27 protein-coding genes are annotated in these 26,862 nt (G+C 57.5%); 11 read left to right on the top strand and 16 right to left on the bottom strand.

Features of this window, described 5'->3' with window-relative positions:
• Window positions 1-25 precede the first annotated feature (25 nt).
• Both ACR0JX_RS12570 and ACR0JX_RS12575 read right to left on the bottom strand, forming a co-directional pair.
• Entirely contained in the window at window positions 26-814 is a 789-nt protein-coding gene (locus tag ACR0JX_RS12570; protein WP_480544152.1) for an SseB family protein, read from the bottom strand.
• A complete protein-coding gene (locus tag ACR0JX_RS12575; RefSeq protein WP_480544154.1) occupies window positions 807-1,394 on the bottom strand; it encodes a uracil-DNA glycosylase family protein in 588 nt (195 codons plus the stop codon). Before ACR0JX_RS12575 ends, ACR0JX_RS12570 begins: the two co-directional genes overlap by 8 nt.
• 150 nt (window positions 1,395-1,544) lie before the next feature.
• Between ACR0JX_RS12575 and ACR0JX_RS12580 the strand changes: the two genes are divergently transcribed.
• From ACR0JX_RS12580 to ACR0JX_RS12595, 4 genes are read left to right on the top strand one after another with little or no spacing between them, the layout of a single operon-like run.
• Window positions 1,545-2,204, top strand: coding sequence for an ABC transporter ATP-binding protein (locus tag ACR0JX_RS12580; protein ID WP_480544156.1), 660 nt, complete (start codon window positions 1,545-1,547; stop codon window positions 2,202-2,204).
• Entirely contained in the window at window positions 2,182-3,768 is a 1,587-nt protein-coding gene (locus ACR0JX_RS12585) for a KpsE/RkpR family capsule polysaccharide export protein (protein WP_480544157.1), read from the top strand. The genes ACR0JX_RS12580 and ACR0JX_RS12585 overlap by 23 nt, the downstream gene beginning before the upstream one ends.
• 5 nt (window positions 3,769-3,773) lie before the next feature.
• Window positions 3,774-4,607, top strand: a complete 834-nt coding sequence (gene kdsA / locus ACR0JX_RS12590) for a 3-deoxy-8-phosphooctulonate synthase (protein WP_480544159.1) — start codon at window positions 3,774-3,776, stop codon at window positions 4,605-4,607.
• A gap of 15 nt (window positions 4,608-4,622) precedes the next feature.
• Window positions 4,623-6,119, top strand: coding sequence for a phosphomannomutase/phosphoglucomutase (locus ACR0JX_RS12595; RefSeq protein WP_480544161.1), 1,497 nt, complete (start codon window positions 4,623-4,625; stop codon window positions 6,117-6,119).
• A 34-nt stretch (window positions 6,120-6,153) separates the two neighbouring features.
• Here the strand turns inward: ACR0JX_RS12595 and ACR0JX_RS12600 are convergent, their stop codons facing one another.
• On the bottom strand, window positions 6,154-8,106 hold the full coding sequence (locus ACR0JX_RS12600; RefSeq protein ID WP_480544163.1) for an AsmA family protein: 1,953 nt from the start codon (window positions 8,104-8,106) through the stop codon (window positions 6,154-6,156).
• Between the two features lie 94 nt (window positions 8,107-8,200).
• On the opposite strand from ACR0JX_RS12600, the gene rimO reads away from it, so the two are divergent.
• Entirely contained in the window at window positions 8,201-9,589 is a 1,389-nt protein-coding gene (gene rimO, locus ACR0JX_RS12605; protein WP_480544165.1) for a 30S ribosomal protein S12 methylthiotransferase RimO, read from the top strand.
• Between the two features lie 123 nt (window positions 9,590-9,712).
• On the opposite strand, the gene ACR0JX_RS12610 is transcribed toward rimO, so the two are convergent.
• On the bottom strand, window positions 9,713-9,901 hold the full coding sequence (locus ACR0JX_RS12610; RefSeq protein WP_170536329.1) for a hypothetical protein: 189 nt from the start codon (window positions 9,899-9,901) through the stop codon (window positions 9,713-9,715).
• Between the two features lie 227 nt (window positions 9,902-10,128).
• On the opposite strand from ACR0JX_RS12610, the gene ACR0JX_RS12615 reads away from it, so the two are divergent.
• Window positions 10,129-10,371 carry a CDGSH iron-sulfur domain-containing protein gene (locus tag ACR0JX_RS12615; protein WP_480544167.1) on the top strand — a complete coding sequence of 81 codons (243 nt, stop codon included), beginning with the start codon at window positions 10,129-10,131 and terminating at the stop codon, window positions 10,369-10,371.
• Between the two features lie 3 nt (window positions 10,372-10,374).
• Here ACR0JX_RS12615 and ACR0JX_RS12620 read toward each other — a convergent pair whose 3' ends face one another.
• The 5 genes from ACR0JX_RS12620 to ACR0JX_RS12640 all read right to left on the bottom strand — a co-directional run bounded on the left by ACR0JX_RS12620 (window position 10,375) and on the right by ACR0JX_RS12640 (window position 12,308).
• A complete protein-coding gene (locus tag ACR0JX_RS12620) occupies window positions 10,375-10,632 on the bottom strand; it encodes a DUF6455 family protein (protein ID WP_480544169.1) in 258 nt (85 codons plus the stop codon).
• Window positions 10,632-10,901: a DUF6455 family protein gene (locus ACR0JX_RS12625; protein ID WP_480544171.1), complete on the bottom strand. Its 270-nt coding sequence runs from the start codon at window positions 10,899-10,901 to the stop codon at window positions 10,632-10,634. Before ACR0JX_RS12625 ends, ACR0JX_RS12620 begins: the two co-directional genes overlap by 1 nt.
• A 13-nt stretch (window positions 10,902-10,914) precedes the next feature.
• Window positions 10,915-11,166 (bottom strand): DUF6455 family protein, encoded by a 252-nt coding sequence (locus tag ACR0JX_RS12630; protein WP_480544172.1) that lies wholly within the window; start codon window positions 11,164-11,166, stop codon window positions 10,915-10,917.
• Window positions 11,167-11,235: 69 nt separating this feature from the next.
• Window positions 11,236-11,604, bottom strand: coding sequence for a YigZ family protein (locus ACR0JX_RS12635; RefSeq protein ID WP_480544173.1), 369 nt, complete (start codon window positions 11,602-11,604; stop codon window positions 11,236-11,238).
• Window positions 11,601-12,308, bottom strand: a complete 708-nt coding sequence (locus ACR0JX_RS12640) for a M48 family metallopeptidase (protein ID WP_480544174.1) — start codon at window positions 12,306-12,308, stop codon at window positions 11,601-11,603. The genes ACR0JX_RS12635 and ACR0JX_RS12640 overlap by 4 nt, the downstream gene beginning before the upstream one ends.
• 121 nt (window positions 12,309-12,429) lie before the next feature.
• On the opposite strand from ACR0JX_RS12640, the gene ACR0JX_RS12645 reads away from it, so the two are divergent.
• The 3 genes from ACR0JX_RS12645 (at window position 12,430) to ACR0JX_RS12655 (ending at window position 14,143) form a co-directional block, all read left to right on the top strand.
• Window positions 12,430-12,678 (top strand): hypothetical protein, encoded by a 249-nt coding sequence (locus ACR0JX_RS12645; RefSeq protein ID WP_353010497.1) that lies wholly within the window; start codon window positions 12,430-12,432, stop codon window positions 12,676-12,678.
• Between the two features lie 191 nt (window positions 12,679-12,869).
• A complete protein-coding gene (locus tag ACR0JX_RS12650; protein ID WP_480544175.1) occupies window positions 12,870-13,448 on the top strand; it encodes a nitroreductase family protein in 579 nt (192 codons plus the stop codon).
• Window positions 13,445-14,143 (top strand): EI24 domain-containing protein, encoded by a 699-nt coding sequence (locus ACR0JX_RS12655; RefSeq protein WP_480544176.1) that lies wholly within the window; start codon window positions 13,445-13,447, stop codon window positions 14,141-14,143. Before ACR0JX_RS12650 ends, ACR0JX_RS12655 begins: the two co-directional genes overlap by 4 nt.
• Window positions 14,144-14,149: 6 nt before the next feature.
• Here the strand turns inward: ACR0JX_RS12655 and ACR0JX_RS12660 are convergent, their stop codons facing one another.
• Together ACR0JX_RS12660 and mce are read right to left on the bottom strand one after the other, a co-directional pair.
• Complete coding sequence (locus ACR0JX_RS12660) at window positions 14,150-14,422, bottom strand: DUF1467 family protein (protein ID WP_480544177.1); 273 nt, start codon at window positions 14,420-14,422, stop codon at window positions 14,150-14,152.
• A 22-nt stretch (window positions 14,423-14,444) separates the two neighbouring features.
• Window positions 14,445-14,849: a methylmalonyl-CoA epimerase gene (gene mce, locus ACR0JX_RS12665; RefSeq protein WP_480544178.1), complete on the bottom strand. Its 405-nt coding sequence runs from the start codon at window positions 14,847-14,849 to the stop codon at window positions 14,445-14,447.
• A 135-nt stretch (window positions 14,850-14,984) separates the two neighbouring features.
• On the opposite strand from mce, the gene ACR0JX_RS12670 reads away from it, so the two are divergent.
• Window positions 14,985-15,704 (top strand): response regulator, encoded by a 720-nt coding sequence (locus ACR0JX_RS12670; RefSeq protein WP_480544179.1) that lies wholly within the window; start codon window positions 14,985-14,987, stop codon window positions 15,702-15,704.
• Between the two features lie 271 nt (window positions 15,705-15,975).
• Here the strand turns inward: ACR0JX_RS12670 and aspS are convergent, their stop codons facing one another.
• The 4 genes from aspS to ACR0JX_RS12690 all read right to left on the bottom strand — a co-directional run bounded on the left by aspS (window position 15,976) and on the right by ACR0JX_RS12690 (window position 20,225).
• The gene (aspS, locus tag ACR0JX_RS12675) at window positions 15,976-17,751 is read right to left on the bottom strand and encodes an aspartate--tRNA ligase (protein WP_480544180.1); all 1,776 of its coding nucleotides are present in this window, start codon (window positions 17,749-17,751) and stop codon (window positions 15,976-15,978) included.
• A 79-nt stretch (window positions 17,752-17,830) separates the two neighbouring features.
• Window positions 17,831-18,502, bottom strand: a complete 672-nt coding sequence (locus ACR0JX_RS12680; RefSeq protein WP_480544181.1) for a CPBP family intramembrane glutamic endopeptidase — start codon at window positions 18,500-18,502, stop codon at window positions 17,831-17,833.
• Complete coding sequence (locus ACR0JX_RS12685) at window positions 18,499-19,143, bottom strand: aminotransferase class IV family protein (protein WP_480544182.1); 645 nt, start codon at window positions 19,141-19,143, stop codon at window positions 18,499-18,501. Before ACR0JX_RS12685 ends, ACR0JX_RS12680 begins: the two co-directional genes overlap by 4 nt.
• On the bottom strand, window positions 19,098-20,225 hold the full coding sequence (locus ACR0JX_RS12690) for an aminodeoxychorismate synthase component I (RefSeq protein ID WP_480544489.1): 1,128 nt from the start codon (window positions 20,223-20,225) through the stop codon (window positions 19,098-19,100). The genes ACR0JX_RS12685 and ACR0JX_RS12690 overlap by 46 nt, the downstream gene beginning before the upstream one ends.
• A gap of 177 nt (window positions 20,226-20,402) precedes the next feature.
• On the opposite strand from ACR0JX_RS12690, the gene carB reads away from it, so the two are divergent.
• Entirely contained in the window at window positions 20,403-23,747 is a 3,345-nt protein-coding gene (gene carB / locus ACR0JX_RS12695) for a carbamoyl-phosphate synthase large subunit (RefSeq protein WP_480544183.1), read from the top strand.
• A 53-nt stretch (window positions 23,748-23,800) separates the two neighbouring features.
• Here carB and ACR0JX_RS12700 read toward each other — a convergent pair whose 3' ends face one another.
• Complete coding sequence (locus tag ACR0JX_RS12700) at window positions 23,801-26,851, bottom strand: efflux RND transporter permease subunit (protein ID WP_480544184.1); 3,051 nt, start codon at window positions 26,849-26,851, stop codon at window positions 23,801-23,803.
• Window positions 26,852-26,862: the final 11 nt, after the last annotated feature.

Here is a 26,862-nt window from a genome sequence, read left to right on the forward strand (position 1 = left end):
TTGGCGCCGCGTAAAGGGTAGGTCGTCACTTCAGGATCGGTGGCTTTTCAGGATCACTCCCCGGAGCTGGGCGTATAGTATCCGGTTTTTCCAGCTGTGGCAGGTCGAACCGTAAGCCTGTTTTCGCCAGCAGCCCAGCCGCGACATCATCCATCGCGAAGAACCCAACATCCATCGCACCCGCTTCGACACCTGAAAAGGTCAACGCCTCGGATGCGGCTTTGGCTAGAGCCGCCTCGGCCCCTTCAATCGCACCTACAAACCCCAGCAGATGTCCTGATGCACCGTGTGCTGATTTCGTCGCGACCAAATAGGCCGATTGGGCCAGCCCACCGGCGGTTGCGAGTTTTGTATCAAGTGCAGTCAGCAGGTTGTCGGGCAGCCCTTTCGGTGGCAGAAACTCAGCGATCCTTTCCTGCACTTCTTCCGGGCCGTGCTGCAAGGTCGTCGCCAACCAGCCCAGCGCCTCGGCCGGGATCAACATCGAAGACGGGGCCACCTCCAGGTTCAGACCCAGGCCGATCCCCTGCCCCGCAAGCAACGATGACAGCACCCGACCGGACAACGCAACGTAAGGCACCGGGCGGTCCGCGAACTGCGCCAGCCTGTCTTCGCGATCAAACGCCAACACAAACTGCCCGTCCGCCACGTCGAACACCTCGGGCGAGATGTTGTCGCCCTGGACCTCTTCGGTCAGCATCAGGAACAGTTCACTATCTGCTAAACGCTCGAAGAACTTCAACCGAGCTTTGTCATCGTTCGGGGCGGCGTGCATCGCGGCGTGGGCCGTATCCAAGGCCGTTGTTTCAGTCATCCAGTACCTCTTGCACTCTGGCCCGCAAAACTGGCAGCAGCTCGGCTTCGAACCACGGGTTTTTCTTTAACCATGCCGTATTGCGCCAGGACGGATGAGGCAAGGGGAAGACATGTGGTGCGTGAGACTTCCAGTCTTTGACCGTATCTGTGACCGAACCACGCGCACCAAGGTGGTACTTATGCGCATGACCACCTACAAGAACCGTTAGCGGAACCTTACCAAGCGCCTCAACCACGCGGTCATGCCATGTCTTTCGGCAAATCGCAGGAGGCGGCAAGTCCGCGCCCTTGGCGTCATATCCCGGAAAACAAAAGGCCATGGGCACGATGGACAGTTTGTCCCGGTCATAGAAGACGGAATCATCAATGCCCAACCAAGAGCGCAATCGATCCCCGGAGGGATCCGTGAAGGGGCGGCCTGACTCATGTACGCGCGCGCCCGGCGCCTGCCCAGCAATCAGGATAGGTGTGTCCGGCTTAAACCAAACGACAGGGCGCGGCGAATGGGCCGTCTCAGTTTGCGCGAATTGATCAGCGCAAAGGCGGCAAGCTTGAATCTCATCGATCAGATTGACCATGGAATGTTACCTGTTCCTTCCAACCGCTGGCGGATATTGATGATTTGTTTCATAATTCGACATAATGTAGCCAACATGGACCGATAGGAAATGCACCTCATCGCCATGTGATAAGAGCGACACAATACTGGATTGAGCAGCAGAGAGCAGATGCTTGAGTTCGAGAATGTCAGCAAATCCTTCTGGACCGGGAGCAGCCGAAAGGTGATCCTGGATCAGGTCTCATTCCGGGTTGAGCTGGGCAAATCGCTTGGCGTTCTCGCCCCCAATGGAACCGGAAAAACCACTCTTATCAATATGATGGCGGGGCTGGAAAAGCCGGATGAAGGGGTCATTCGCCGTGATTGCAAAGTGTCGTTTCCGATGGGATTTACTGGCGGTGTGTCCAGCAAAATGTCGGCGCTGGAAAATGCGCGCTACATCGCCAAAATATACGGCATGGATCCCGATTATGTTGAGGCCTATTGCAGTTGGCTTTGCGGTTTGGGTGAATATTTCAACCAGCCACTTGCGACCTATTCCTCGGGGATGCGGGCGCGATTCACCTTTTCGCTGCTGCTGGCGCTGGATTTTGACATGTATCTGATTGATGAGGGGATGCCCTCTTCTACGGATGTTGAGTTCAACAAAAAAGCTGGGGACATCCTGCAGGAGCGTCTGCGCACGACGACCTTGGTGATTGTATCGCACAGCCCCGAAACACTAGAGAAGTTTGCCCAACAGGCGGCGGTTCTGTTGGACGGGCAGCTTTACATGTTTGAAACCTTGGAAGAGGCAAAACAGCTATATGACTACGAAACCCAAGGTTAGAAAGTACAATCTGGGCCGCAAGCGGCAGGTCGATGCCTCGGCCGAGGCGCGCGCGGATGCTATTGCGCGCATCCGCAACGCCACGCAAAGCCCCGCCGCCGCCAATCAAACCCAGCCCGGAACAGAACTGGACGACATAAAGCGCGAAGGTTTGACCGGACGCCAATTACGCATCGCACGACGTCTTGCCCAAAAGCACGGGCTTGCCGCGTCCTCGGACTATGACGCCGTGCGCCTGCTGCGCAAAAAGGGCATTGATCCGTTCGAGCGAACAAATCTGCTAGAACTTGCCGCTGCAAAAGAGCCGGGCGCGGACGCAAATCCCGGCAAACCCAAAGACAAAGTCCGGGTTCAGCTGCCTCAAACCACGCAGGAAAAACAGTATGGCGTTCCGGGCCCTGAAATGAGCCCGGCCGAACGGCGCAATCTGGAAATCGGGCAAATTCAGAAAGAGATCGCGCGCAGGCGGCGCATCAAACTGTTCACCCTATTCGCCAGATTGGCCGCGTTTGTTCTGCTGCCGACCTTTGTGGTGGGGTTCTATTTCTATCGCATCGCGACGCCGATGTATGCCAGCAACTCCTCCTTCTCAATCCTGCAAGCGGATGCTGCGGGTGGCTCTGTAGGCGGCTTACTGTCGGGCACACAGTTTGCCACGGCCCAGGATTCGGTTTCGGTGCAGGATTTTCTGGAATCAAAAGAAGCACTGCTGCTGCTGGACCGGGACGCGGGGTTCGCTGAGGTGTTCAAGCAGGATTGGATTGATCCGGTCCAACGTCTGGCTCCAGACGCAACACTTGAAGAGGCATATAAGCTTTATAAGCGCATCGTAACGATCGGATACGATCCTACCGACGGAATCATCCGGATGGAAATCATCGCCCCGGACCCGCAAACCTCGACCGAGTTTTCTGAGCGCCTGATTTCCTACGCAGAAAGCCGCGTGAACACGCTGTCTGGTGAAAAGCGCGATGACCAAATGCGGGATGCGCTTGAAAGTTTCGAAGCAGCGCAAGAGGCGCGCAGACAAGCCCAGGAAGACCTGATCGAACTACAGCTTCAAGGCGCGGTTCTTGACCCCGAAAACGTTCTTGCAGGTCTGCGTGGTCGGATTAACGAGATCGAGATTTTGCTGCAAGACAAACGCCTTGAGCTGGCTGCCTTGCTGGACAATCTGCGCCCCAACCAGGCCAAGGTCGACGGGGTGAACGCAGATATTACCCGACTGGAAAACGTGCTGGACGAGCTGAATGCCGAGATGCTGGATGTCTCGGCAGGCGAAAACTCGCTGGCCCGCCTGAGCGTTCGGATTCAAATGGCACAGGCTGATTTGGTCGCACGGGATATGTTGCTGCAAACCGCGATGCAGTACATGGAAACCACACGAACCGAGGCCAACCGGCAGGTGCGGTATCTGACCGTCTCGGTCAATCCTGTGCCAAGCCAAGATCCCAGCTATCCGCGCAAGTTCGAAAATACGATTTTGGCTTTCCTGTTGTTTGCTGGTATCTACCTGATGATCTCGCTTACCGCGTCGGTCCTTCGTGAACAGGTATCCTCGTAAAACACATGAAACATGTCAAAATCTCCGACCTGACGGTCGGCAACGATCTTCCGCTGACCATTATTGCCGGTCCGTGCCAGCTTGAAACAGCCGAACATGCCCAGATGATTGCGGGCAAGATGAAAGAAGCCTGCGAGGCTGCGGGCGCGCAATACGTGTTCAAGGCCTCGTATGACAAGGCCAACCGGACCTCGCTGTCGGGCAAACGCGGTATGGGTATTGATGCGGGGCTGAAAGTTCTGGACGACATCCGTAAAACCATTGGTGTGCCGGTGTTGACAGACGTCCACACCGAAGCCCAATGCGCCATCGCCGCAGAGGCGGTGGATGTCTTGCAGATCCCTGCCTTCCTGTGCCGTCAAACGGATATGCTGTTGGCTGCCGGAAACACCGGTGCTGTGGTCAATGTTAAAAAGGGGCAATTTCTGGCCCCGTGGGAGATGGGCAATATCGTCGACAAGATTGAAAGCACCGGGAACCAGAACATTCTTTTGACAGAACGCGGTACGTCTTTTGGCTACAACACCTTGGTGGCCGACATGCGAGGACTGCCCGAGATGGCCAAGACAGGCTATCCGGTTGTGATGGACGCGACCCACTCGGTACAGCAGCCGGGCGGTCAAGGCGGTTCATCTGGCGGCCAGCGTGAGTTTGCTCCCGTTATGGCACGAGCCGCTGTGTCTCTCGGTATTGGTGCTGTTTTTATTGAAACGCACCAAGAACCAGATGGCGCACCTTCGGATGGTCCAAACATGATCCCGCTAGACCAAATGCCAAAACTCATCGACACATTGATGCGTTTCGATGAGCTCGCCAAAGCGAACCCCATCCAGATTTAACGATTGAGTGCTGTTGTGACCAAACCTATCCCCGAGGTGTCCCCTAACACCTGGAGCTTTCTGCGCGACGCAATGATCAAGCCCACAGGGTTTCGGGAATATGACGCGCGCTGGAAATACCCAGAAGAGATCAACCTGCCCGGGATGACGGCGCTTGGCCTGGGTTTGGGCACACAAATTCAGCGGCGCGGGATCGAGCCTGTCATAGCGGTTGGAAACGATTACCGCGACTATTCCCTATCGATCAAAAACGCGCTGATCCTGGGGCTGATACAGGCGGGTATTCAGGTCAAGGACATTGGCCCGGCGCTCAGCCCCATGGCCTATTTCGCGCAGTTTCATTTGGACGTTCCGGCCGTCGCCATGGTCACGGCCAGCCACAATCCAAACGGCTGGACCGGCGTGAAGATGGGGTTCGAGCGTCCTCTGACCCACGGCCCTGATGAGATGGCCGAGCTGCGCGACATCGTTCTGAGCGGCGAAGGGCAGCCCCAATCAGGCGGGTCATATGAGTTCGTCGATGGCGTGAAAGACGCCTATATCGACGATCTGGTTGGCGATTTCAAAATGACTCGCCCGCTGAAAGTGGTTTGCGCCACCGGAAACGGCACAGCTTCAGCGTTCGCGCCCGAAGTCCTCGAACGGATCGGGGTTGAAGTCGTGCCCAGCCACACCCGGCTGGACTACACGTTCCCCAACTACAACCCTAATCCAGAAGCCATGGAGATGCTGCACGACATGGCCGATACCGTTAAATCAAGCGGTGCCGATCTGGCGCTTGGCTTTGACGGGGACGGCGATCGTTGCGGTGTTGTCGATGATGAAGGCGAAGAGATATTCGCCGACAAGGTCGGTGTCATCATGGCCCGCGATCTTGCCAAACTACATCCAGGGGCGACATTTGTTGCGGATGTGAAATCCACTGGCCTATTCGCCAGCGACCCAAAGCTACAGGCCCTGGGCATCAAAGCCGACTATTGGAAAACCGGGCACAGCCACATGAAACGGCGCGTCAAAGAGATTGGCGCTTTAGCAGGGTTCGAGAAATCCGGGCACTACTTTCTGGCCGAACCGGTCGGGCGTGGTTACGACTGCGGCATGCGCGTCGCCGTTGAGATTTGCAAGCTGATGGATCGTAATCCGGACCAAAGCATGTCGGACCTGCGCAAGGCCTTGCCTAAGACATGGTCCACACCAACCATGTCGCCCTACGCGGCGGATACAGAAAAATACGATATTCTGAACCGGCTGGTCGACAAGCTGGTCGCCAAAGCAGAAGCGGGCGAAAGCCTTGCGGGCCGCGCGATCAAAGAGGTGGTGACCGTCAACGGTGCCCGCGTCATTCTGGACAATGGCAGTTGGGGGTTGGTGCGTGCGTCTTCGAACACACCCAACCTAGTGGTTGTCTGCGAAAGCAGCGAAAGCGAGGCCGAAATGCGCGCCATCTTTTCGGATATCGATGCCGTGATCCGCTCGGAGCCCGGAGTCGGTGACTACGATCAGACTATCTAAGGACAAGGGGCGCTGAGGCCCCAGCCCAGTCAGCTCAATCGCCGCCGAACAATTTCAGCAGGCCTTTCTTGGCCTCTTCCTCCAGCTTGTTCTTCAGCGCGTCTTCGATCTGATCGCTATCAGTCACAGTTGTGTCCAGCTCTTGCCCGACCTTGTCGAACACCTTCTGTTTGGCGCTGTCTTCCAGTTCCTTGACCTTCCCTTCAGCCGCAGCCTCGATGACTTTCGTGAGATCGGGTTTGATCGAGGGGTTGCTCCACGGCCCTTCAATGCGCACCGGGACCGAAATACCATCGCCAGAATTGGCCCGCAGCGCGGTTGGCGTGAACAGATAATCGATGCTACGCGAACCCAGATTGACGCTGCCTTTGCCATCGGCGCGGAAGTTCTTAAGCGACATCAACAGGTCATTATTGGTCAGCACACCTTTGTCGATCACATAGCTGGCGGTCAGGCTGTTAAACACCGTTGTGCCGCCTGATCCCGTGCCGCGGCCCATAAGCCGATCCAGATCAAAGCCTGAGATCACACCGCTCTCAACATCTACGTTGCCCTTGCCGCTGAGCGAGCGCATGATCTGATCTTCGGTCTGCCCCACCCCCAGAAACTCGACCGCCCCTGATGCGGTACCGGACAGGCGCTCTACCCCTGCGAGGGTCGTTAACGCCTGTTGCAGATCGAGGCCGCTGGCTTTCAGGTTGCCGCCCACGGACAAGCCGTTTCGATTGTTCGCGACCACCTGCCCGTTCAGCTGACCGGAAAACAACGTCGCGGGCTGCATTTCCAACACCGCGCGAGCGCGATCCAAACTGAGTGTAAGGTCCGACGCGCCAAACTCCATGCCCGGAACCGCAATAGACTTCGCGGTCAGGCGAATTTGGCCATTCGCCAGAGACAAGGCCGATGCATCAATCGGGTCTTTGGACCAGCCTTCGCTGGCTGAGGGCGCCGACCCCCCATCCGATCCCTCCACCGCGCCAGTTGCCTTGGTCAGATCCAACGCCCCCGCGTCCAACCGGGCGACGATGTTCGGCGTCGTGGCAATCGTGATATCGGCTTCGCCCGCAAAACGGTTGTTATCAAGCTGGGCCACCATATCGCGCAGTGACACCTTCCCGTCTTTTGTGTAGGTCATCTGGGTCGAGATATCCGCCGTCTGACCCAAGCCATAGGGAACGCCGACACCTCCCTGACCGAAAGCGGCTAACATCTTTTCAGTGCTTTGGGTGGTGATTAGTGTTTTTCCGTCCATCTCTCCGGACAGGTTGACCCGACCGTCGAACCCTATCTCGCCACCAGGCGCTTTCAATGACAGTTCTAGGGGCGTCACCTCACCAGCGGAAAACGCAGGTAGATCGGGGATCTTCAGGTCCACCTGCACCGCACCGCCCGGCACACCCATGTTGGCCTGCATGACCATAGGGGCCGACACATCAGGCCAGCTGGCCGACAGCGTCACACCCGAGAAATCCATCTGGGTTTCGCCGTTTTCAATGTAGATGAGGCGGGCGTCCGTAAGCTCTAACCGTTCCAGCGTCACCGCTGCACTCGATTCAGTTGGCGCTGCGCTAGAGGCGCTACCACCTCCGGACGATGCAGAAGAAGGCGCGCCCAACACCCAGTTTCCCCGCCCCTCTGACAGTTCGAGGCGCAGAACAGGATTATCTGCAAAGACACGTTTGATCTTCAAATCACCTGCCAGCAGAGCGGCGGCATCAACACCCACAGCAAGGCTTTGCGCGCTTAGCATCGGTTCGGGACCGGCCCAGAGGGCGTTGCCGAATGTCACAGGACCGGTTTCCATACCCAGAACTGGCCAGAACGACAGGTTTACGTCACCTGTCAGGGTCAGATCGCGGCCGGTTTGGGCCTTCACCTGCTCGGACAAGATTTTGGCCAGCTTGTCGCCAGGCATCAGCAGTAAGGCACCAATGACCAGCCCAACAACAGCGACCAGAATGAACACGATGCGTATTAGCCATTTCATGTGTCTGCTCTCCACCTGCTGGCCTGTTTGATTTCATCATCCAAATGCATCGCGACATTTGCAAGGGGAAGCTTTCCCCACTATATGCCGCGCCATGACCACAAACCCGCCAAATCTACGCCCCGACCTGGCGCCCGCCGCCCGGATGCCCGAGACGTCCCGTTCAAACCAGCCAACCATTGGCATGGTGTCGTTGGGTTGCCCCAAAGCACTGGTCGACAGCGAGCGCATCCTGACCCGCCTGAGGGCCGAAGGATATGGTATCTCACCCGATTATGCCGGGGCCGATGCCGTCATCGTGAACACCTGTGGGTTTCTGGACAGTGCCAAAGCCGAGTCGCTGGATGCGATTGGTGAAGCACTGGTTGAAAACGGCAAAGTGATCGTCACCGGCTGCCTTGGGGCGGAACCGGATTATATCCGCGAACATCACCCGCGCATCATGGCCGTCACCGGACCCCATCAATACGAACAGGTTCTGGATGCGGTACATTCGGCGGTTCCGCCGGACCCGGACCCGTTCGTCGACCTGCTACCTGCCAGCAGCGTGCAACTAACCCCGCGCCACTACAGCTATTTGAAAATTTCGGAAGGCTGTAACCACAAATGCAAGTTCTGCATCATCCCCGACATGCGTGGGAAGCTGGCCAGCCGCCCGGCCCATGCGGTGCTGCGGGAGGCAGAAAAATTAGTCGATAACGGCGTACGCGAGTTGCTGGTGATCTCGCAGGATACCTCGGCTTATGGTTTGGATCGGAAATACGATGTGAATCCCTGGAAAAATCGCGAGATCCGCAGCCATATCACCGATCTGGCGCGTGAGCTGGGGCAGTTGGATGCGTGGGTGCGTCTGCACTATGTCTACCCCTACCCGCATGTGCGCGAATTGATCCCGCTGATGGCGGATGCCGGATGCAACGTGTTGCCTTATCTGGATATCCCGTTCCAACACGCGCACCCGGATGTTCTGAAACGCATGGCGCGCCCTGCGGCAGCCGCAAAAACTCTGGATGAGATCCGGGCGTGGCGTGCCATATGCCCTGACATCACGCTGCGTTCGACCTTTATCGTTGGCTACCCGGGCGAGTCAGAGGCCGAGTTTCAAACGTTGCTAGACTGGATGGATGAGGCGCAGCTAGATCGCGTTGGCTGTTTTCAATACGAAAACGTCGCTGGCGCACGCTCGAACGATTTGCCGGATCATGTTCCCGACGAGGTCAAACAAGACCGGTGGGAACGCTTTATGGAGAAAGCACAGGCGATTTCCGAGGCGAAGCTTCAGGCCAAGGTCGGGCAAACCATCCAGGTGATCGTAGACGAAGTGGATGCCGAGGCCGCCACCTGCCGCACCAAAGCCGATGCACCGGAAATTGATGGGAACCTGTTCATTGACGAGCGGTTCGAAAACCTTAAACCGGGCGACATTCTACAGGTAACGGTTGACGAAGCTGGTGAATATGACCTGTGGGGAAAGATCAACTGAGCAGCGTCATTCGTGACTGGGTCGCTCGTATGTCCAAATTAAGCACAAAACAAAAAACCGCCTAGCAGGCGGCCTCATTCGCTTGGGGGACAGGCGGCCCAGACTGGACCGCCTGCAGAAAGCTTATTGTGTAACCGGGTTACAGACGGTCTCACCTGCTTCGGTCGTCGCCAGGTCATACCCGCCCGGGCAGCTTGGTGTGCCAGCCTTGTCATAGCTTGGCTGTACGTAGACAGGCGTAGGTTCTTCCTGCTGCGCGCAGGCAGTCAGGATCAGTGCGAAGGCGCCAACAGCAGCGAGTTTCAGTTTCATGTCCGTCTTTCCTCTATTACTTTTCTGATATTGCCCAGTTTTTCGGGGCCATTTTCAGGATAAAGTCAGAAAAACACTCTGGCAACAGAATCGATCACGAACCGGTGATCGGCAGCGAACCTATGCCTGTGTAACCGTCTATCTGAACACGATTTGTATTTGCCCTACCCTTTCCAGGGCATTGCCTTACTCTTCTAGGTGACATCAGCCAAGATCGGAGGAGCCACATGTCAGACGCACCAATCATTGCCAAAAAGGAACCCGTTCCCATCGATGTTGCCGAGGGCAAGACCTATTTCTGGTGCGCATGCGGCCGATCAGCGAAGCAGCCATTTTGTGATGGATCGCATAAGGGTACGGACTTTGAACCCCTGAAATACACGGCTGAATCCAACAAAAAGGTGTTTTTCTGCTGCTGCAAGCACAGCCAGAAAGCCCCTTTGTGCGATGGATCACATTCGAAGATTTGACCGTTAGCGCAAGGCAGCAAGCTGATCGGCATTTGCACAAAACTCGGGCGCCGACGTTGCGATATCTCGGTTCTTAGCCAACCAGATCGCGCATTCCTTGCTGCAGCCCGCCGCCCTGCAACGCGTCGCCAATGCCGCATATCCTTCGGCGGAAAGTCGCCCTTCGGCAATCACTTCAGTGAAAGAAATGCCCATTGAACGCGCTACAGAACGTGTCAACCAGAAGTGCTTTTCAATCTGGCCCAGCATTTGACGGGGCATCAGGCGTCTTCCATCTGCGCGCGTTTCAGCGCCGCGAACCGTGCTCGATTTGGACATCTGTTAGGGACGGCTGCAGCGACTTCGCGCTCGTTCAGCCATTCAGGGCATTGCTTTGCCCACATGCAGCCACGGCAACACCGGATCATCTCGGCCCAGTCTGCCTGACTGAGATGACCTGTGCGATGCGCAGCAACAAGATCGGTGCCGGTCGCCTGACCCATCCGTAAGACCAAACGGAGGTGGGTCATGATATCTCCGAGCCGTGGCATCAGATCACCGTTGTTAGGGTCTTAGCTTGTGCAGCAACTCCTGGTTGCGGCAATATTCCGGCGCACGATCCAGCGCGTCGGCATTCTGCAACAGGTTTTGGCAGTGTATCGGGTTTGGGCAATCGGCACACCGGACAACAGCATCCGAAATCTGATCAATCGATATGCCGCCTTCGATAGCGGTTTCCTGCAGGTCGATATCCAGCATCCGCGCCATGTCGTCGACCAATCCGGCGTGCAATCGCAAAGTCTCTCGGCTGGGCATGTCCTGTCCTTTCCCTGTCGCGCCACGAGGGAAAGGTATCCGCTGGCCAAGGCAAAACCTTGATTCAGGTCAAGCAGAAGCCGCGATATGGTCCAAATAGGCGCGCGTTGCATCTTGAACACGCCGAAAACGATCACCGCCCAGCTTTTTCCCGCCGTACCAACGGGTGACGATGATCACGTGATTCTGCAGTTCTTCGCGCTCCATCATCCGCAGGATGACCATGCCCGCGCCGCTTTCCCCGTCATCGGCCTTGAGTGACCCCGTCGGTAGGGTCGCGGCCCAGGTATTGTGAGTGGCTTTGGAGTAGGACTTATCACGTTTCAACGCAGTCAGTACCGCATCGACCTGTGTACGTGACGACACCGCCGCACCTGAGACCGCGTATTTTGATCCGCGATCCGTCAGGATCACACCCAGCCGCACCAGTTCTGTCACGGCGACAGCCCTAGTTTGCGAGAGGTTTCCAGAACAATCTGAACCCGCTCGGCATTCGGGGGGTGGGTTCCCAGAAAGCTGTCTCCGGGATCTGGGATGCGATCAAAGTATTTTGCGCCAACCAACGGGTTGTAACCAGCGTTGAAGGTTATGATCGTTCCTAGTTGGTCTGCTTCAAGCTCAAAGTCCTGAACATAGGCCTGCACCCCAACCTTCGCCCCCAGCTTCTGCGCCCGCTCCACAGCGGCGTCCCCCTTACCCCGTATACGTTCCGCCTCACCAAATTTCGCAGCACCTATGCTGGCGTTCTTACTTTGTCGGGCAATGTGGTTCAGTACGTGGTGCGCCGCTTCATGTCCCATCACGAAGGCCAGTTCATCAGTGTTCCGGGTCGATTCGATCATCGACCGGGTAAAGATGATGGCAGGCCGCTTTTGATCATCCAAAGTTTGAAATGCATTTGGTGGGGCAGACGGATTCAAATCGACAAAAATGCCAAAATCACAATTCTCTGCGCTGGCGGACCGCTTGCATTGCGTACGCGCCTCCTGACCAACTTCTCGGCTCACAGCCCGAAAGGCCGCAGCACTGGCAGCCTCGTCGGGTGTCAGCCCGCGCCACTCCTCAGCAGGAACCAAACGCAACTCACCTGTTGAGCACGCCGCAAGAAACACGGCCGACATAAGCAGAGCAAAGCGATGCATGGATTGTTCCTTTTGCCGATCAGGCTTTCAGCCCAACATAGTCATACCCGACGGTCAGTACCACTGCGGTTTCGATCAGTTGCGGGTTGCATTGAGAGGCTGTGGGCTGCACTCTGACTTCATGTTTTCGATTGAGCATGAATTCGACTCGACAGTCATTACTCTGGTGGATGAAGGCCCCAAGCCTTTACACGAGGATGTCGTCATCAACAGTTTTGCCGAATGTGTGACTCTGGAACAACTGGACCCCCGGACCGAGCAAATTCAGAAGATTACCCTGTCGCCTGAACAGGTGCGTGATCTGGCGGCGGCCCTAGATTTGCCCGAAGGTGTTTACCAGATCCGAGAAACACTGGATCAGCGTGAATAGACCCTCGAACCAATCTGCCCAGCCCTAAAAACCCGCGCCGCGTTCAGGCGGCGCAGCCGGAATTTTATGCGCTATTCCACTTGCACGGCACAGGTTGAAGTGAAATTGATCCGCCAAATACATAAGCGCGCCCTTGAAACGCCAGCTACACCGCCCAAGATAGACAGAGCTGATGTAAAGGAAGTTAACATATGTCCCTGAAAAACCCTTCCGCATTGGAGTTTTTGTTGTCGCGCCGGTCTCGGCCTGCAAAGACGCTGGTCGCTCCGGCACCGACGCGGGATCAACTATTGCCTTTGCTGACAGCCGCTGCGCGCAGTCCGGATCACGGCAAGCTAGAGCCCTGGCGCTTTATCGTGATCGAAAATGGCGCGATGGCTCGTCTGGCGAAGTTGACCGAGACATGTGGGCAGTCGCTTGGAAAAACGCCGGAAGATATAGCCAAGGCCCGCAGTCAGTTTGACCTTGGACATCTGGCCGTCGCTGTTGTAGAGGTTCAAAAACCTTCAGAGAAAATCCCATCGATTGAACAGACCTATTCTGCCGGGGCTGTTTGCCTTGCCTTGCTGAACGCCGCATTGGCCGCGGGCTGGGGTGCGAACTGGTTGTCTGGCTGGCAATCTCATGACCCCGCATTCTGTAAAGCAGCATTCGGGTTGGCCGATAACGAACGTTTGGCCGGGCTGATCCATATCGCCACCGAAGGCGCCATCCCCCCTGAACGCCCTCGCCCTGACATTGATGCACTGACCGACTGGGTTTCTGAATGATCATCCTCAACGCGTTTTTTGCAGCGCTCGGTCAGGTCGGCGACCCAAAGTTCCGGTCTGTTTTGCTGCGTGGAATCGGGCTGACGATCCTTTTGCTCTTTCTCGCCTGCGCGGGCGCCATCTGGTTCATCAATTCCTTGTCCGGCAGTGAAATCTCGCTGCCTTTCGTCGGCGAGGTGTCTTGGCTGAACGATGTACTGAACTACTCGGGCATCTTTTTGGTGATGATACTGCCCGTATTCCTTATGGTGCCCGTGGCCTCGGCCATCACCTCGATCTTTCTGGAGGAGGTGGCGCAAGCGGTTGAAGACAAGCACTATACCCACCTGCCGCCCGTCCCTCGCATCCCGCTCAGCGAAGCGGTGATGGACGGTCTCAGCTTTATGGGTGTGTTGATTCTGGCAAACCTTCTGGCTCTGATCCTCTATGCTATGTTCCCCCCATTCGCGCCTTTCATCTTCTGGGCAATGAACGGATTCCTGCTAGGACGCGAGTACTTTACCTTGGCAGCAATGCGCCGGTTGGGGCGCGACGGCGCGCGCCAGTTGCGCGCGAAGCATGCCTCCACGATCTGGCTTGCAGGTACGCTGATGGCCATACCGCTCTCGGTCCCGCTGGTGAATTTGGTGATCCCAATTATCGGGGCTGCGACGTTCACCCATATCTATCACGCTGTGTCGGCCCGCACAGCCTGACACCGATCAGCGGGGTTCCAGCTGGTTCAGCCAGTCGAAATCCCGCACCGAAATCCATCCGGACAGGATGATCCCTGCGATGATCGCCCACAGAACGAACGTGATACCGGTCGTGATCCATATCTTTTTCTTCATATAGTGCACTTCCGGTGCGCCCGCATGGGTGCCCGGTACGATATCGCCCAGATCGCCCTGCGTTTTTATGCGAATGGGAAGCACAACAAGCAGCGTCAAAAACCAGATGACTGCAAACAGCACCAGCGCAGCGGTGATGGTCATTTCGGGGCCTCCGGGCTTTGAATTATACCTGCTCTAGCTCGACCAGGCAGCCGTTGAAATCCTTGGGATGCAAGAACAAAACGGGTTTGCCATGCGCACCAATTTTCGGTTCGCCACTGCCCAATACACGCGCACCGGTTTCTTTCAGGTGATCGCGGGCTGCGATTATATCTTCGACCTCATAGCACACATGGTGAATGCCACCTGCGGGGTTTTTTTCGAGGAACCCGTTGATCGGACTATCATCGCCCAGCGGATACAGAAGTTCGATTTTGGTGTTGGGCAGCTCGATGAACACGACCGTGACACCATGATCCGGCTCATCCTGCGGGGCACCCACCTTAGCGCCCAGCGCAGAACTATACTGCTCGGATGCGGCTTCTAGGTCGGGTACGGCGATGGCGACGTGGTTCAGGCGTCCGATCATATTAGTCTCCTCAAGCTTGCGTTACATGGGTTATGGGGGCAGCCCTGGCAAAGAACAAGTGCGCCAAATCGCCCGTTAACCCTGTGTTAGCCAGAAGTTCCTAGCGTGAACCAACTGTTGGATAGGAGAGCTGCCATGGACGATTCGGTCCCCTTCGCCACCACCATCGCCGCGCCCACGGCAACGCGGCCACTGCTGGGGCAAACCATTTTGGTCGTCGAAGACAGTCGCTACGCCTGCGATGCCATTCGTTTGATGTGCCTGCACAGTGGGGCAAGGATCAGGCGCGCGGACTGTCTGAAATCCGCACGCCGCCATCTGCAGATCTATCGCCCGTCTGTCATTCTGGTGGATATGGGATTGCCGGACGGATCGGGCGCCGATTTGATCGCTGAACTCAGCGCGGCATCCCCACGGATCAGCGTGATTCTGGGCATGTCAGGCGATGATGAAAACCAGACTGTAGCTCAGAGCGTCGGGGCGGATGGCTTCCTGCCCAAGCCTTTAAAATCCATGTCTTATTTTCAGAAATCCATCCTTGAATGCCTGCCCGAAGATCGACGCCCCAGTGGCCTGCATTCGGTCCGGGATGAGGTCATTCAGCCGGACCCTCTGGCTTATCAGGATGACATGGCCCATATCGCAGATGTTCTGGCCGGACCCACCGATCCACGCACCTTGGATTATGCCGCCCAGTTTCTGCAGGGCGTTGCGCGCGAGGCCGAAGATACTGTCCTTGCGGAAGCCGCGCGCAAGCTTGCCCAATCGCGCGCTCAAGGCACCCCGATCACGGCACTGGCTGCGCAGGTTGCGGGCCTTGTTCAAACACGGCTGGAACAGCGAGAGGCGATCTGAAATGGCAACCGCATATTTTATCACCGCATCACTGCTGTTCGTCTGGATATACCGCCACACCCGCCAAACCGCCCGATCCATTCGGGTCAACCGAAAGGGGTTTGAAAAGCTGATCGACTAGCCTCGGGTTTTCGCGCCAGTTCAATCGGCGTCGCCGCACCCTCGCCCGCAATGCGCGGAGGAGGGAATTGTGACGCGGTTACCTGCCAGGGGCAAGTCGATCTGGGTTTCACGCTCTGCCCGCGGGTCTAAGCGATCTGACTAAAGCACCTTAATCCTGCGGAATGATCCGCAGACCTAGTTCCATCAACTGATCCGAGCTCGGATCAGACGGTGCATCCATCATCAGGTCTTCGGCGCGCTGGTTCATGGGGAACATCATGACCTCGCGAATATTGGCTTCATCGGCCAGCAGCATCACGATCCGGTCGATACCCGCAGCACAACCACCGTGTGGCGGCGCGCCGTAGTGGAACGCGTTGAACAAAGCGCCAAAGCGAGATTTGACTTCTTCCTCGCCATAGCCGGCTAGTTCAAAGGCTTTCAGCATGATTTCCGGTTTATGGTTTCGGATGGCGCCTGAAACCAGTTCATACCCATTGCAGGCCAGATCGTACTGATAGCCGCGCACATCCAGCGGGTTGCCCTGCAACGCCTCTATGCCGCCCTGCGGCATAGAGAACGGGTTGTGTTCGAAATCGATCGCGCCAGTTTCCTCGTCCTGTTCATAGATCGGGAAATCCACGATCCACGCAAACGCAAAACGGTCTTTTTCCGTCAGGTTCAGTTCTTCGCCGATGACATCGCGCGCCTTGCCAGCGACCTTCTCAAAGGCTTTCGGCTTGCCACCCAGGAAGAACGCTGCGTCGCCGACGCCCAGACCCAACTGTTGACGGATTGCCTCGGTTCGCTCGGGGCCGATGTTCTTGGCCAGCGGGCCAGCGGCCTCCATCCCTTCGCCCTGATCACGCCAGAAGATGTAACCCATCCCCGGTAGACCCTCTTTCTGGGCAAACGCGTTCATACGATCACAGAACTTGCGGCTGCCCCCGGTCGGCGCTGGGATGGCGCGGATTTCGGTGCCGTCCTGCTCCAACAGCTTCGCGAAAATCGCGAAGCCAGACCCGCGGAAGTGGTCGGAGACCACTTGCATTTTAATAGGGTTCCGCAGGTCGGGCTTGTCGCTGCCGTACCACAGGGCCGCATCCTTGTAGGAGATCTGAGGCCAGTCCTGATCAACCTTGCGACCACCGCCGAACTCTTCGAACACGCCGGTCAGAACGGGCTGGATTGTGTCGAACACGTCCTGCTGTTCGACAAACGACATCTCAAGGTCGAGTTGGTAAAAATCGGTCGGCGAGCGATCCGCGCGCGGGTCTTCGTCGCGGAAGCACGGTGCGATCTGGAAATACTTGTCGAAACCCGACACCATGATCAGCTGTTTGAACTGCTGAGGCGCTTGCGGCAGCGCGTAGAACTTGCCCGGGTGCAGACGCGAGGGCACCAGGAAGTCGCGCGCGCCTTCGGGCGAAGAGGCGGTGATGATCGGTGTCTGGTATTCACGGAAGCCTTGATCCCACATCCGGCGGCGCATCGAGGCCACGACGTCCGAGCGCAGGGTCATGTTCTGCTGCATCGCCTCGCGGCGCAGGTCCAGATAGCGATAGCGCAAGCGGGTTTCCTCGGGGTATTCCTGATCGCCAAACACCATCAGCGGCAGCTCGTCGGCTGCGCCCAGAACTTCTAGTTCGCGCACATAAACCTCGATCTCACCAGTTGGCAGTTTCGGGTTCACCAGATCGGCGTCGCGCGCTTTGACGGTGCCATCGATGCGGATACACCATTCGGACCGAACCTTCTCCAGTTCGGCAAAGGCCGCGCTGTCGCCATCGCACAGAACTTGTGTCACACCGAAATGGTCGCGCAGGTCGATGAACAACACGCCACCATGATCTCGGACACGATGCACCCAACCGGACAGGCGGACGGTTTCACCAACATTGGCGGCGGTCAGAGCGGCGCAGGTGTGGCTGCGATAGGCGTGCATGGATCATATCCCTTCGGGCGCAGAATTCGTCGCGCCGATACACCCCGTCAGGCTTGGAAAGTCAAGGCAGGTCGCGCGGTCAGAACCGCCTTTGCACATTGCCTGAATAGAAATACACACCCAGACCCACGGCAAAGATGATATTCCCCGCAACCGCGTGCAGCAAAACCGCGTAGAAGAACGAACCGCGCTTGCGATAGGCCCAGCTAAAGAACAGCCCACCAACAAAGGTCATGATGGCTACAATCCAGCTCCAATACATCAGATGAGCGAAGGAAAAGATGGCTGCGTTCAGCAAGTCTGCCCGGCGTCTTTCGGGTAGCAAGGCGTGATACCGGCGGAAGAATAACGGGCGAAACAGCAATTCCTGTGGTAAAGCAGACAGCAACGGATAGCCAACCCAGATGAAGGCCAGCAACTCGGGCCGGTACCGTAGAAGCGCAAAAGCCGCGTCCGGGCGTGTGACATAGATCAGCGCGATACAGAATGCAGCGGTCGCCCCTGCAAACAGCGCCAGTTCACGCAGCGACCAATTCGCCCAGCCGTATCTCAGTTCGGCCCAGCGAAACCCCGGTGTCGCGTGCAGCAGAATGATACCCAGACCGGTGAAGGCAAATAGCGCCGGAAACATCCAGTTGGGCGGCAGGAAAACCGCGATGGCCAAAGGGGCTGCGATAAAAAACAGGCAAAACTCAAACCTTAAGCGCGTCAGCGCGACCGGAGGGGTTGTTAATGTCGCGTTTCTATTCACAGGCTCACCAACTCAGCCGGGATCAGGCCGCGCAGGGAATTCCCCATATAAACCGCCTTCGCATCCTTCAAGTCGTTCAACGTCAGTACTGCCTCAGCAAAATCCTGTTCCAGCAACTCTTCTCGCAAGATACCGGGCAACAACCCGCTCGACAGTTTCGGAGTTAAGTGACGACCGTCGGGTGTTTCAAGGAACAGATTGGTGATTGACCCCTCGCACAGCTCGCCCCGCTCGTTCAGAAACAACAACTCATCCACAGCTCTGGGCATCGACGCGCGCGCAGTATCATAGATCACACGACGGGTTGTTTTGTGGCGGAGCCAGATGTCGTCGGAACTCAACTTGATGTTAGAGACGGCAAGTCGCCAGAGTGGGGGATTGTCCGCCAGGAGGGCGGCCGTCAGATCGAACTGACCAGCGACATCCATCGTCAGCCTGCACCGAAGGGCGACATCACACTCCACCTCGGACAACATCGCCTGCGCCGCGGCATGGTCAAACGGCAAGGCCAGAGCCGATGCTGTTTGGCTCATACGGTTCAGGTGCCGATCCTCCCGCTCGAACCCTTGCCCGGGCCGAAAGCAGAGCGTTTCGATCAGACGGAAGTCAGGCTCAACTGGTGGGCAAAGCGGGCTTTCCATAATGCCTCCTCGTATTCCGATGGGGCCGTGCTGTCCCAGACCACGCCGCCGCCGACATTCAGGGTCGCTTTGCCACCCTCCGTCATAAGCGTACGGATGGCGACGTTGAACTCGGACCGGCCATCCGGCGCGGCCCAGCCAATTGTGCCGCAATAGATGTCGCGCGGCCAAGGCTCCAACTCAGACAATATCTCCATCGCGCGGATTTTGGGGGCACCGGTGATTGACCCACACGGGAAGAGAGCCGTTAGGATGTCCGACAGCCCAGCACCAATCTGCAATTTTGCCCGCACCAGCGAAACCATCTGGTGCACAGTCGCGTAGGTTTCGACTTTGAACAGTTCAGGCACATGAACCGACCCCGGCAGGGCAACCCGGCTGATATCGTTGCGCAGCAGATCAACGATCATCAGGTTCTCGGCCCGGTTCTTCTCATCGCTGGACAAGAAGTTTCGGCGGCGGGCATCCTCGGCCATATCCTCGCTTCGCGGCTGTGTGCCTTTCATCGGACGCGTTTCGATCTGCCCGACCTCATCTGTACGCATAAACAACTCGGGCGAGCGGCTGAGCAGATCGGGCAATCCGTCTTGCTGAACCAACGCCCCGTGTCCGACCGGCTGGCCCGAGGTCAGCGCCGCATAAAGCGAGGCGCTGTCGCCGTCGATTTCCAGATCAATCGGGAATGTCAGATTGGCCTGATAAATATCGCCCGCGCCGATTGCGTCATGCACGGATTTGAACGCCCGGCTGTATCGCGCCTCGTCCCAACGCGGCTGAAACTTTGATACACCGCCCGAGGCTTTGGGCAATTCGCTTTGCTTTGGCAGGTCATAGACGCCAAAGCACAGCAAAGGCAGCTTTCGCCCCTCTGGTAGTCGCGCAGCCAGACGGGGCTCAAGCGTGTAGCCAAGCTCATAGCTGGCATAGCCGGCCAGCCACCCGCCCGATGCGCGCGCCTCATCCAAGGTCGCCAGCGCATGCGGCACCTGATCCGCTCTGTCCGCGCGGATGATGTGGGATGGCCGGTCAAACCGGGTTCCCGGACCGGCAGGGCCCTGATCGAAACGAATACGCAAGTGCATCCTCATCAACAGTGCTGCGCGATATAGAGAATACGCCGCCAAAGGAAAGAGAATAAAGCGGCATTTTAGCTCCGATTTCCGATACCTCTTGCACCTTTCGGCGCGGACCCTATAACGCAGAACAATTTGGGCACTGGGGCGGTGCCGGTGACTCGTACATTGTGAAGGGGCAAAGCCATGCCGAGAAGAACCGACATCCAGTCGATTATGATCATCGGGGCGGGCCCCATTGTCATCGGGCAGGCGTGCGAGTTCGACTATTCCGGCGCTCAGGCCTGTAAGGCGCTGCGCGAGGAAGGTTATCGGGTCATTCTGGTCAACTCGAACCCCGCCACGATCATGACCGATCCTGGTCTAGCCGATGCCACCTATATCGAACCGATCACACCCGAAGTTGTCGCCAAGATTATCGAAAAAGAACGCCCCGACGCCTTGCTGCCCACGATGGGCGGACAAACCGGCCTGAACACCTCGCTCGCATTGGAAGAGATGGGCGTGCTTGAAGAATTCGGTGTCGAGATGATCGGCGCGAAACGAGACGCGATCGAGATGGCCGAAGACCGCAAGCTGTTCCGCGAGGCGATGGACAGGCTGGGAATCGAGAATCCCAAGGCTGAGATCGTGACCGCCCCCAAGAACGCAGAGGGCAAGAAAGATCTGGAGGCCGGTGTGGCGCTGGCTCTGGACACTTTGGAAACGGTTGGCCTACCCGCCATCATCCGCCCCGCCTTCACCCTGGGCGGCACCGGCGGTGGCGTGGCCTATAACCGTGAGGATTATATCCACATTTGCCGCTCGGGGATGGATGCCTCGCCCGTGGGTCAGATTCTGATCGACGAAAGCCTGCTGGGCTGGAAAGAGTATGAGATGGAGGTGGTGCGCGACACCGCCGACAACGCCATCATCGTGTGTTCCATTGAAAACGTCGATCCGATGGGGGTGCATACGGGAGACTCGATCACCGTGGCCCCGGCGCTCACGTTGACCGACAAAGAATACCAGATCATGCGCAATCACTCGATTGCCGTGCTGCGCGAGATCGGCGTCGAAACCGGTGGGTCGAACGTGCAATGGGCGATCAACCCGGTTGATGGCCGCATGGTCGTGATCGAGATGAATCCGCGCGTGTCACGGTCCTCGGCGCTGGCGTCCAAAGCGACCGGGTTCCCGATTGCCAAGATCGCCGCAAAGTTGGCCGTAGGCTACACGCTAGATGAATTGGACAATGACATCACCAAGGTCACGCCCGCCTCATTCGAGCCGACCATCGACTATGTCGTCACCAAGATACCAAAATTTGCCTTCGAGAAGTTCCCGGGCTCTGAACCTCACCTGACCACCGCGATGAAATCGGTGGGTGAGGCTATGTCCATTGGCCGCACCATCCACGAATCGATGCAAAAAGCACTGGCTTCAATGGAATCGGGCCTGACCGGCTTTGATGAGGTCGAAATCCCCGGTTTGAATGTGGGTGTCTGGGACGCAGCCGACGACAAGGCTGCCGTAATCAAGGCGATCAGCAAGCAAACTCCGGATCGTCTGCGCACCATCGCACAAGCGATGCGACACGGCCTGAGCGATGACGAGATTTTTGGCGTTACCAAGTTCGACCCCTGGTTTCTGTCCCGTATCCGCGAGATCGTCGAGGCCGAGCAACAGGTACGCAAAAACGGCCTGCCGATAACCGAGGAAGGCATTCGCAGGCTGAAGATGCTGGGCTTCACCGATGCGCGTCTGGGCAACCTGACTGGTCGGGACGAGGACAACGTCCGCCGCGCCCGTCGCAATCTAGGCGTGACCGCCGTCTTCAAACGCATCGACACCTGCGCCGCGGAGTTCGAAGCGCAGACGCCTTATATGTATTCGACCTACGAAGCCCCGATGATGGGCGAGGTCGAATGCGAAGCGCGCCCAAGCGACCGCAAGAAGGTCGTTATCCTTGGTGGTGGCCCGAACCGGATCGGTCAGGGGATCGAGTTCGACTATTGCTGCTGCCACGCCTGTTTCGCGCTGACCGACGCGGGGTATGAGACCATCATGGTCAACTGCAACCCCGAGACGGTCTCGACCGACTATGACACCTCGGACCGTCTGTATTTTGAACCGCTGACCTTCGAGCACGTCATGGAAATTCTGACGAAGGAACAGGAAAACGGCACATTGCATGGCGTCATCGTTCAATTTGGTGGGCAAACGCCGCTGAAACTGGCCAACGCGCTAGAGGCCGAAGGCATTCCGATCCTCGGCACCACACCGGACGCGATTGACCTGGCCGAAGACCGCGAGCGGTTCCAGGCTCTGGTGAACGATCTGGGCCTGAAACAGCCGAAGAATGGCATTGCCTCGACCGATGCCGAAGCGCTAGCCATTGCGGATGAAATTGGCTTCCCCCTCGTGATCCGCCCCTCTTACGTTCTGGGTGGCCGCGCGATGGAAATCGTGCGTGATATGGACCAGCTGAAACGCTACATCAACGAGGCCGTGGTGGTTTCGGGTGACAGCCCCGTCCTGCTGGACAGCTACCTGGCGGGCGCGGTTGAGCTGGATGTGGATGCCCTGTGTGATGGCGCCGATGTGCATGTCGCAGGCATCATGCAGCATATCGAAGAGGCAGGTGTACACTCAGGCGACTCGGCCTGTTCGCTGCCGCCCTATTCGCTAACGAAAGAGATCATCGCGCAGATCAAGAATCAGACGTTCAAACTGGCCAAGGCGCTGAACGTCGTGGGCCTGATGAACGTTCAGTTCGCGATCAAAGATGATGAGATCTACCTGATCGAAGTAAACCCACGCGCCTCGCGGACCGTGCCTTTCGTTGCCAAGGCGACAGACAGTGCCATCGCATCCATCGCCGCGCGGTTGATGGCGGGAGAGAAGCTTTCGAACTTCCCGCAACGCCCGCCGTATCAGGAAGGTCAGGACACCAAGATCGCTGATCAGATGACACTGGCCGACCCGGACATGCCGTGGTTCTCGGTGAAAGAGGCCGTTCTGCCCTTCGCCCGGTTCCCCGGTGTCGACACCATTCTGGGCCCCGAAATGCGCTCGACCGGTGAGGTCATGGGTTGGGATCGTGACTTCCCACGCGCATTCCTCAAGGCTCAGATGGGCGCTGGCATGGTTCTGCCGGCATCGGGCCGCGCGTTCATTTCGATCAAGGATGCCGACAAAACCCCCGCGATGCTCGAAGCCGCACAGGTTTTGTCCGCACAGGGCTTTGCCCTTGTCGCCACCCGCGGCACGCAAATCTGGCTAGCGGAACAAGGCGTTGCCTGCGATCTGGTCAACAAAGTCTATGAGGGCCGCCCGGATGTGGCAGACATGCTGAAAGACGGTCAGGTGCAGCTGGTGATGAACACAACCGAAGGCGCTCAGGCAGTTGAGGACAGCAAGGTCATCCGTTCCGTCGCTCTTTATGACAAGATCCCTTATTTCACCACAGCCGCTGCCAGCCACGCCGCCGCACTGGCCATCAAGGCGCAGGCCGAAGGCGATGTCGAGGTACAGTCACTGCAGGGGTAAATTCCCCAAAGGGTAGAGCAAAATCCCCCGGTCGCGGACCGGGGGATTTTCATCTAAGCAGCGGATTGCTCGGCCGCCTGAAGCCGCTCATCCCGTTTGAAAAACAGCATGTAGAACACGGGCGCGGCGACCATCGTCAAGACGGTAGCAAAGGCCAACCCACCCATAATCGTCACCGCCATCGATACAAAGAACGCATCCGTCAGCAGCGGGGCCATGCCCAGGATCGTGGTGATCGCGGCCAGCATGACCGGGCGCAGACGCGAGATCGAGGCTTCGATGATCGAGTCCTGCAACGGTTTGCCGGTCGCGCGGACCAGATCGATTTCCTCAACCAGTACAATGCCGTTCTTAATCAGCATCCCCGACAGGCTCAGGAGACCCAAAAGCGCGGTAAAGGTGAAGGGCAACCCGGTGCCCAACAGGCCAATCACCACTCCGTTCACGGACATCGGTACCAACAGCCAGATAATGATCGGTTGACGGATCGCGTTGAACAACAGAACCGAGATCAGCACCATGATCAATAAGCTGAGCGGCAGCTGCCGCCCGAGGCTTTCTTGTGCATCACGAGAGTTCTCAAACTCGCCGCCCCATTCCATTTGGTATCCGGGTGGCAAATCAATAGCCTCAATCGCATCTCGAACCTCGGAATGCACTTGGGCAGCCGTGAAGCCGGGCGGAATGTCAGCGCCAACCGTGATGGTCAGAACACGATCACGCCGGTGGACCAATGTGTTCAGCGAGCGGTATTCAAACCCGTCCACCATCTGTTCGATCGGAACAAAACGCTGCGATTGATCGGAATAGACCACCTGATCGACGATCGAATATTCGCCATCGGCCGGGCGACGCAGGATAATCGGGATCAGACGATCCCGCTCACGTAGCACGCCTCCGGTGATCCCATCAGTGGAAAACTGCAATGTCGCCGCGATGTCTTCACGCGTCACCCCAGCCGTCTGCGCCCGTTCGGTCGCATAGATCGGTTGTACCGCAAGCTCTTGCTCACGCCAGTCATGAGAGATGTTTAACGCGTTCGGCGATGCGGCCGCCATGCGCTGCACCGCTTCGTCGGCCAATTGCCGCAAGATCACCGGGTCGCTGCCCGAAAAACGTGCCTGGATCGGGTCGCCGCCGCCAGGTCCAAAAACCAGCCGCTTGGTCCGGAACTCACCTTCGGGGAACTGGACAGAGCCGAACTCTTCCAGATCAGCCTGCAACAGCGGGATGTCCTCCAGCGTTTCGGTACGGATGATCATATGACCATAGCTTGGGTTCGGATCCTCAGCCGAATAGGTCAGCATAAACCGCGTTGCCCCCTGCCCGACAAAGGTTGTGACCGAGACGACATCTTCCCGTTGATTCAGCCACTCTTCGAACACCGCCATGTCTTCGGCGGTACGGGCGACGGTTGTCCCTTGCGGCAGTTTGTAGTGCACGAAGAACAGCGGTGTATTCGAATCCGGGAAAAACTGTTGCTTTACAAGCCCGAAACCGGCGTAGCATGCGACAGTGACTGCAACCAACCCGACAACAACCAGCCACCTCAACCGCAATGCGCCGCGCAGGATCGATCCGTAGATACGGAACAAAATCCCGCCATAAGCATCTACGTCCCCCTCTACGCCCTGTTTGAAGAAATAGTGCCCCAGCATCGGTGTCACGGTGATCGCCAACACCCAGCTGAGCAGAAGCGAGATCCCAATCACCGCGAATAGCGAGAAAAGGAACTCTCCGGTTGCGTCTGAACTCAGGCCGATACCCGCAAAGGCCATGATCCCGATTACCGTCGCACCCAGCAGCGGAATTTGCGTTTTTGAAGCGACCTCTTCCGCCGCATCGCGAGAGGATTTGCCACGCAGCATGGCAATCTGCATCCCCTCAGCAACAACAATGGCGTTATCGACAAGCATTCCCATCGCAATGATCAATGCGCCAAGCGAAATCCGCTCCATCTCAATCGAGAACATGGACATGAAAAGCAGCGTGCCGACCACAGTCAGCAACAGGGTTGATCCAACTACAATGGCGGCGCGCCAGCCCATGAACAGGCCCAGCACTGCCACCACGATGGCCACAGACATCGCCAGATTCACCAGAAAGTCATTCGACGCCTGCTCAACCACAACATGCTGCTGATAGATCGGAAGGATGTCGACGCCATAGGGGATCGCGATATCAAGTTCAGCAAATTTTGCGTCTACGCGTTTGCCGACTTCGACGATGTTTTCGGTCGACAGACCCGCAACGCCGAGCGTGAAGGCTTCGACCCCGTCGAACCGGATGATTACGTCCGGGTCGGTCTGCCGCGCGCGGTAAACGTTGGACATATCAAACAGGTTGATCACCTGCCCCTGAGAGCCAACCGATAGCCCGGCGATAGCGGAAACGCTGTCAGACCCTTCAGCCGTTAGAATCGTGGTACGGTCATCGGCCGACCGCACCGAGCCCGAAGCATTGACGGAATCAGCGTTCGAAATCGCCTCGTTAATCGCCTGAATCGGGACGTTTTGATTGACCGAAATTGCAAGGTCGGGCTCAATAAAGATTGCCTCTTGCGGCAGGCCCTGAACCTCGACATCCGCAACGCCAGAGACGGTCAGCAATTCGCGCCTCAGAAAGGTCGCCAGTTCATGCTTTTCTGCGTCCGAAAACCCCTCGGCTGTGACCGCATAGAACAGACCGAACACATCCCCAAAGCCATCGTTGACGAAGGGCTGGTCAACCCCCGAGGGCAGCCCACGCGCCGCATCGCGTATTTTGGCGCGTAATCGGGTCCAAACGGCAGGCAATTCGCTGCCATCATAGGTGGATTTGATCTCAACCTCGATCAGGGATCGCCCGGGCTGATTGACTGACGTGATCGTGTCCACCTCACCCATCTGCTGAATGGCCGATTCAAGGGGCTCGGACACTTCCAGCGCCACCTGTTCGGCCGTCGCACCGGGATATTGCGTGACAATGACGGCGTTTTTGATGGTAAAGGCCGGATCTTCCAAGCGACCCAGTGACAGAAATCCCCAGATACCGCCGAACAAGGCAATGAGGATGATCAGCCACGTATAGATAGGCCGGTCAATCGAGGCGCGCGCGATGTTCATATCTCAGCCCC

It is taken from the genome of Ruegeria sp. AH7, from assembly GCF_056541325.1.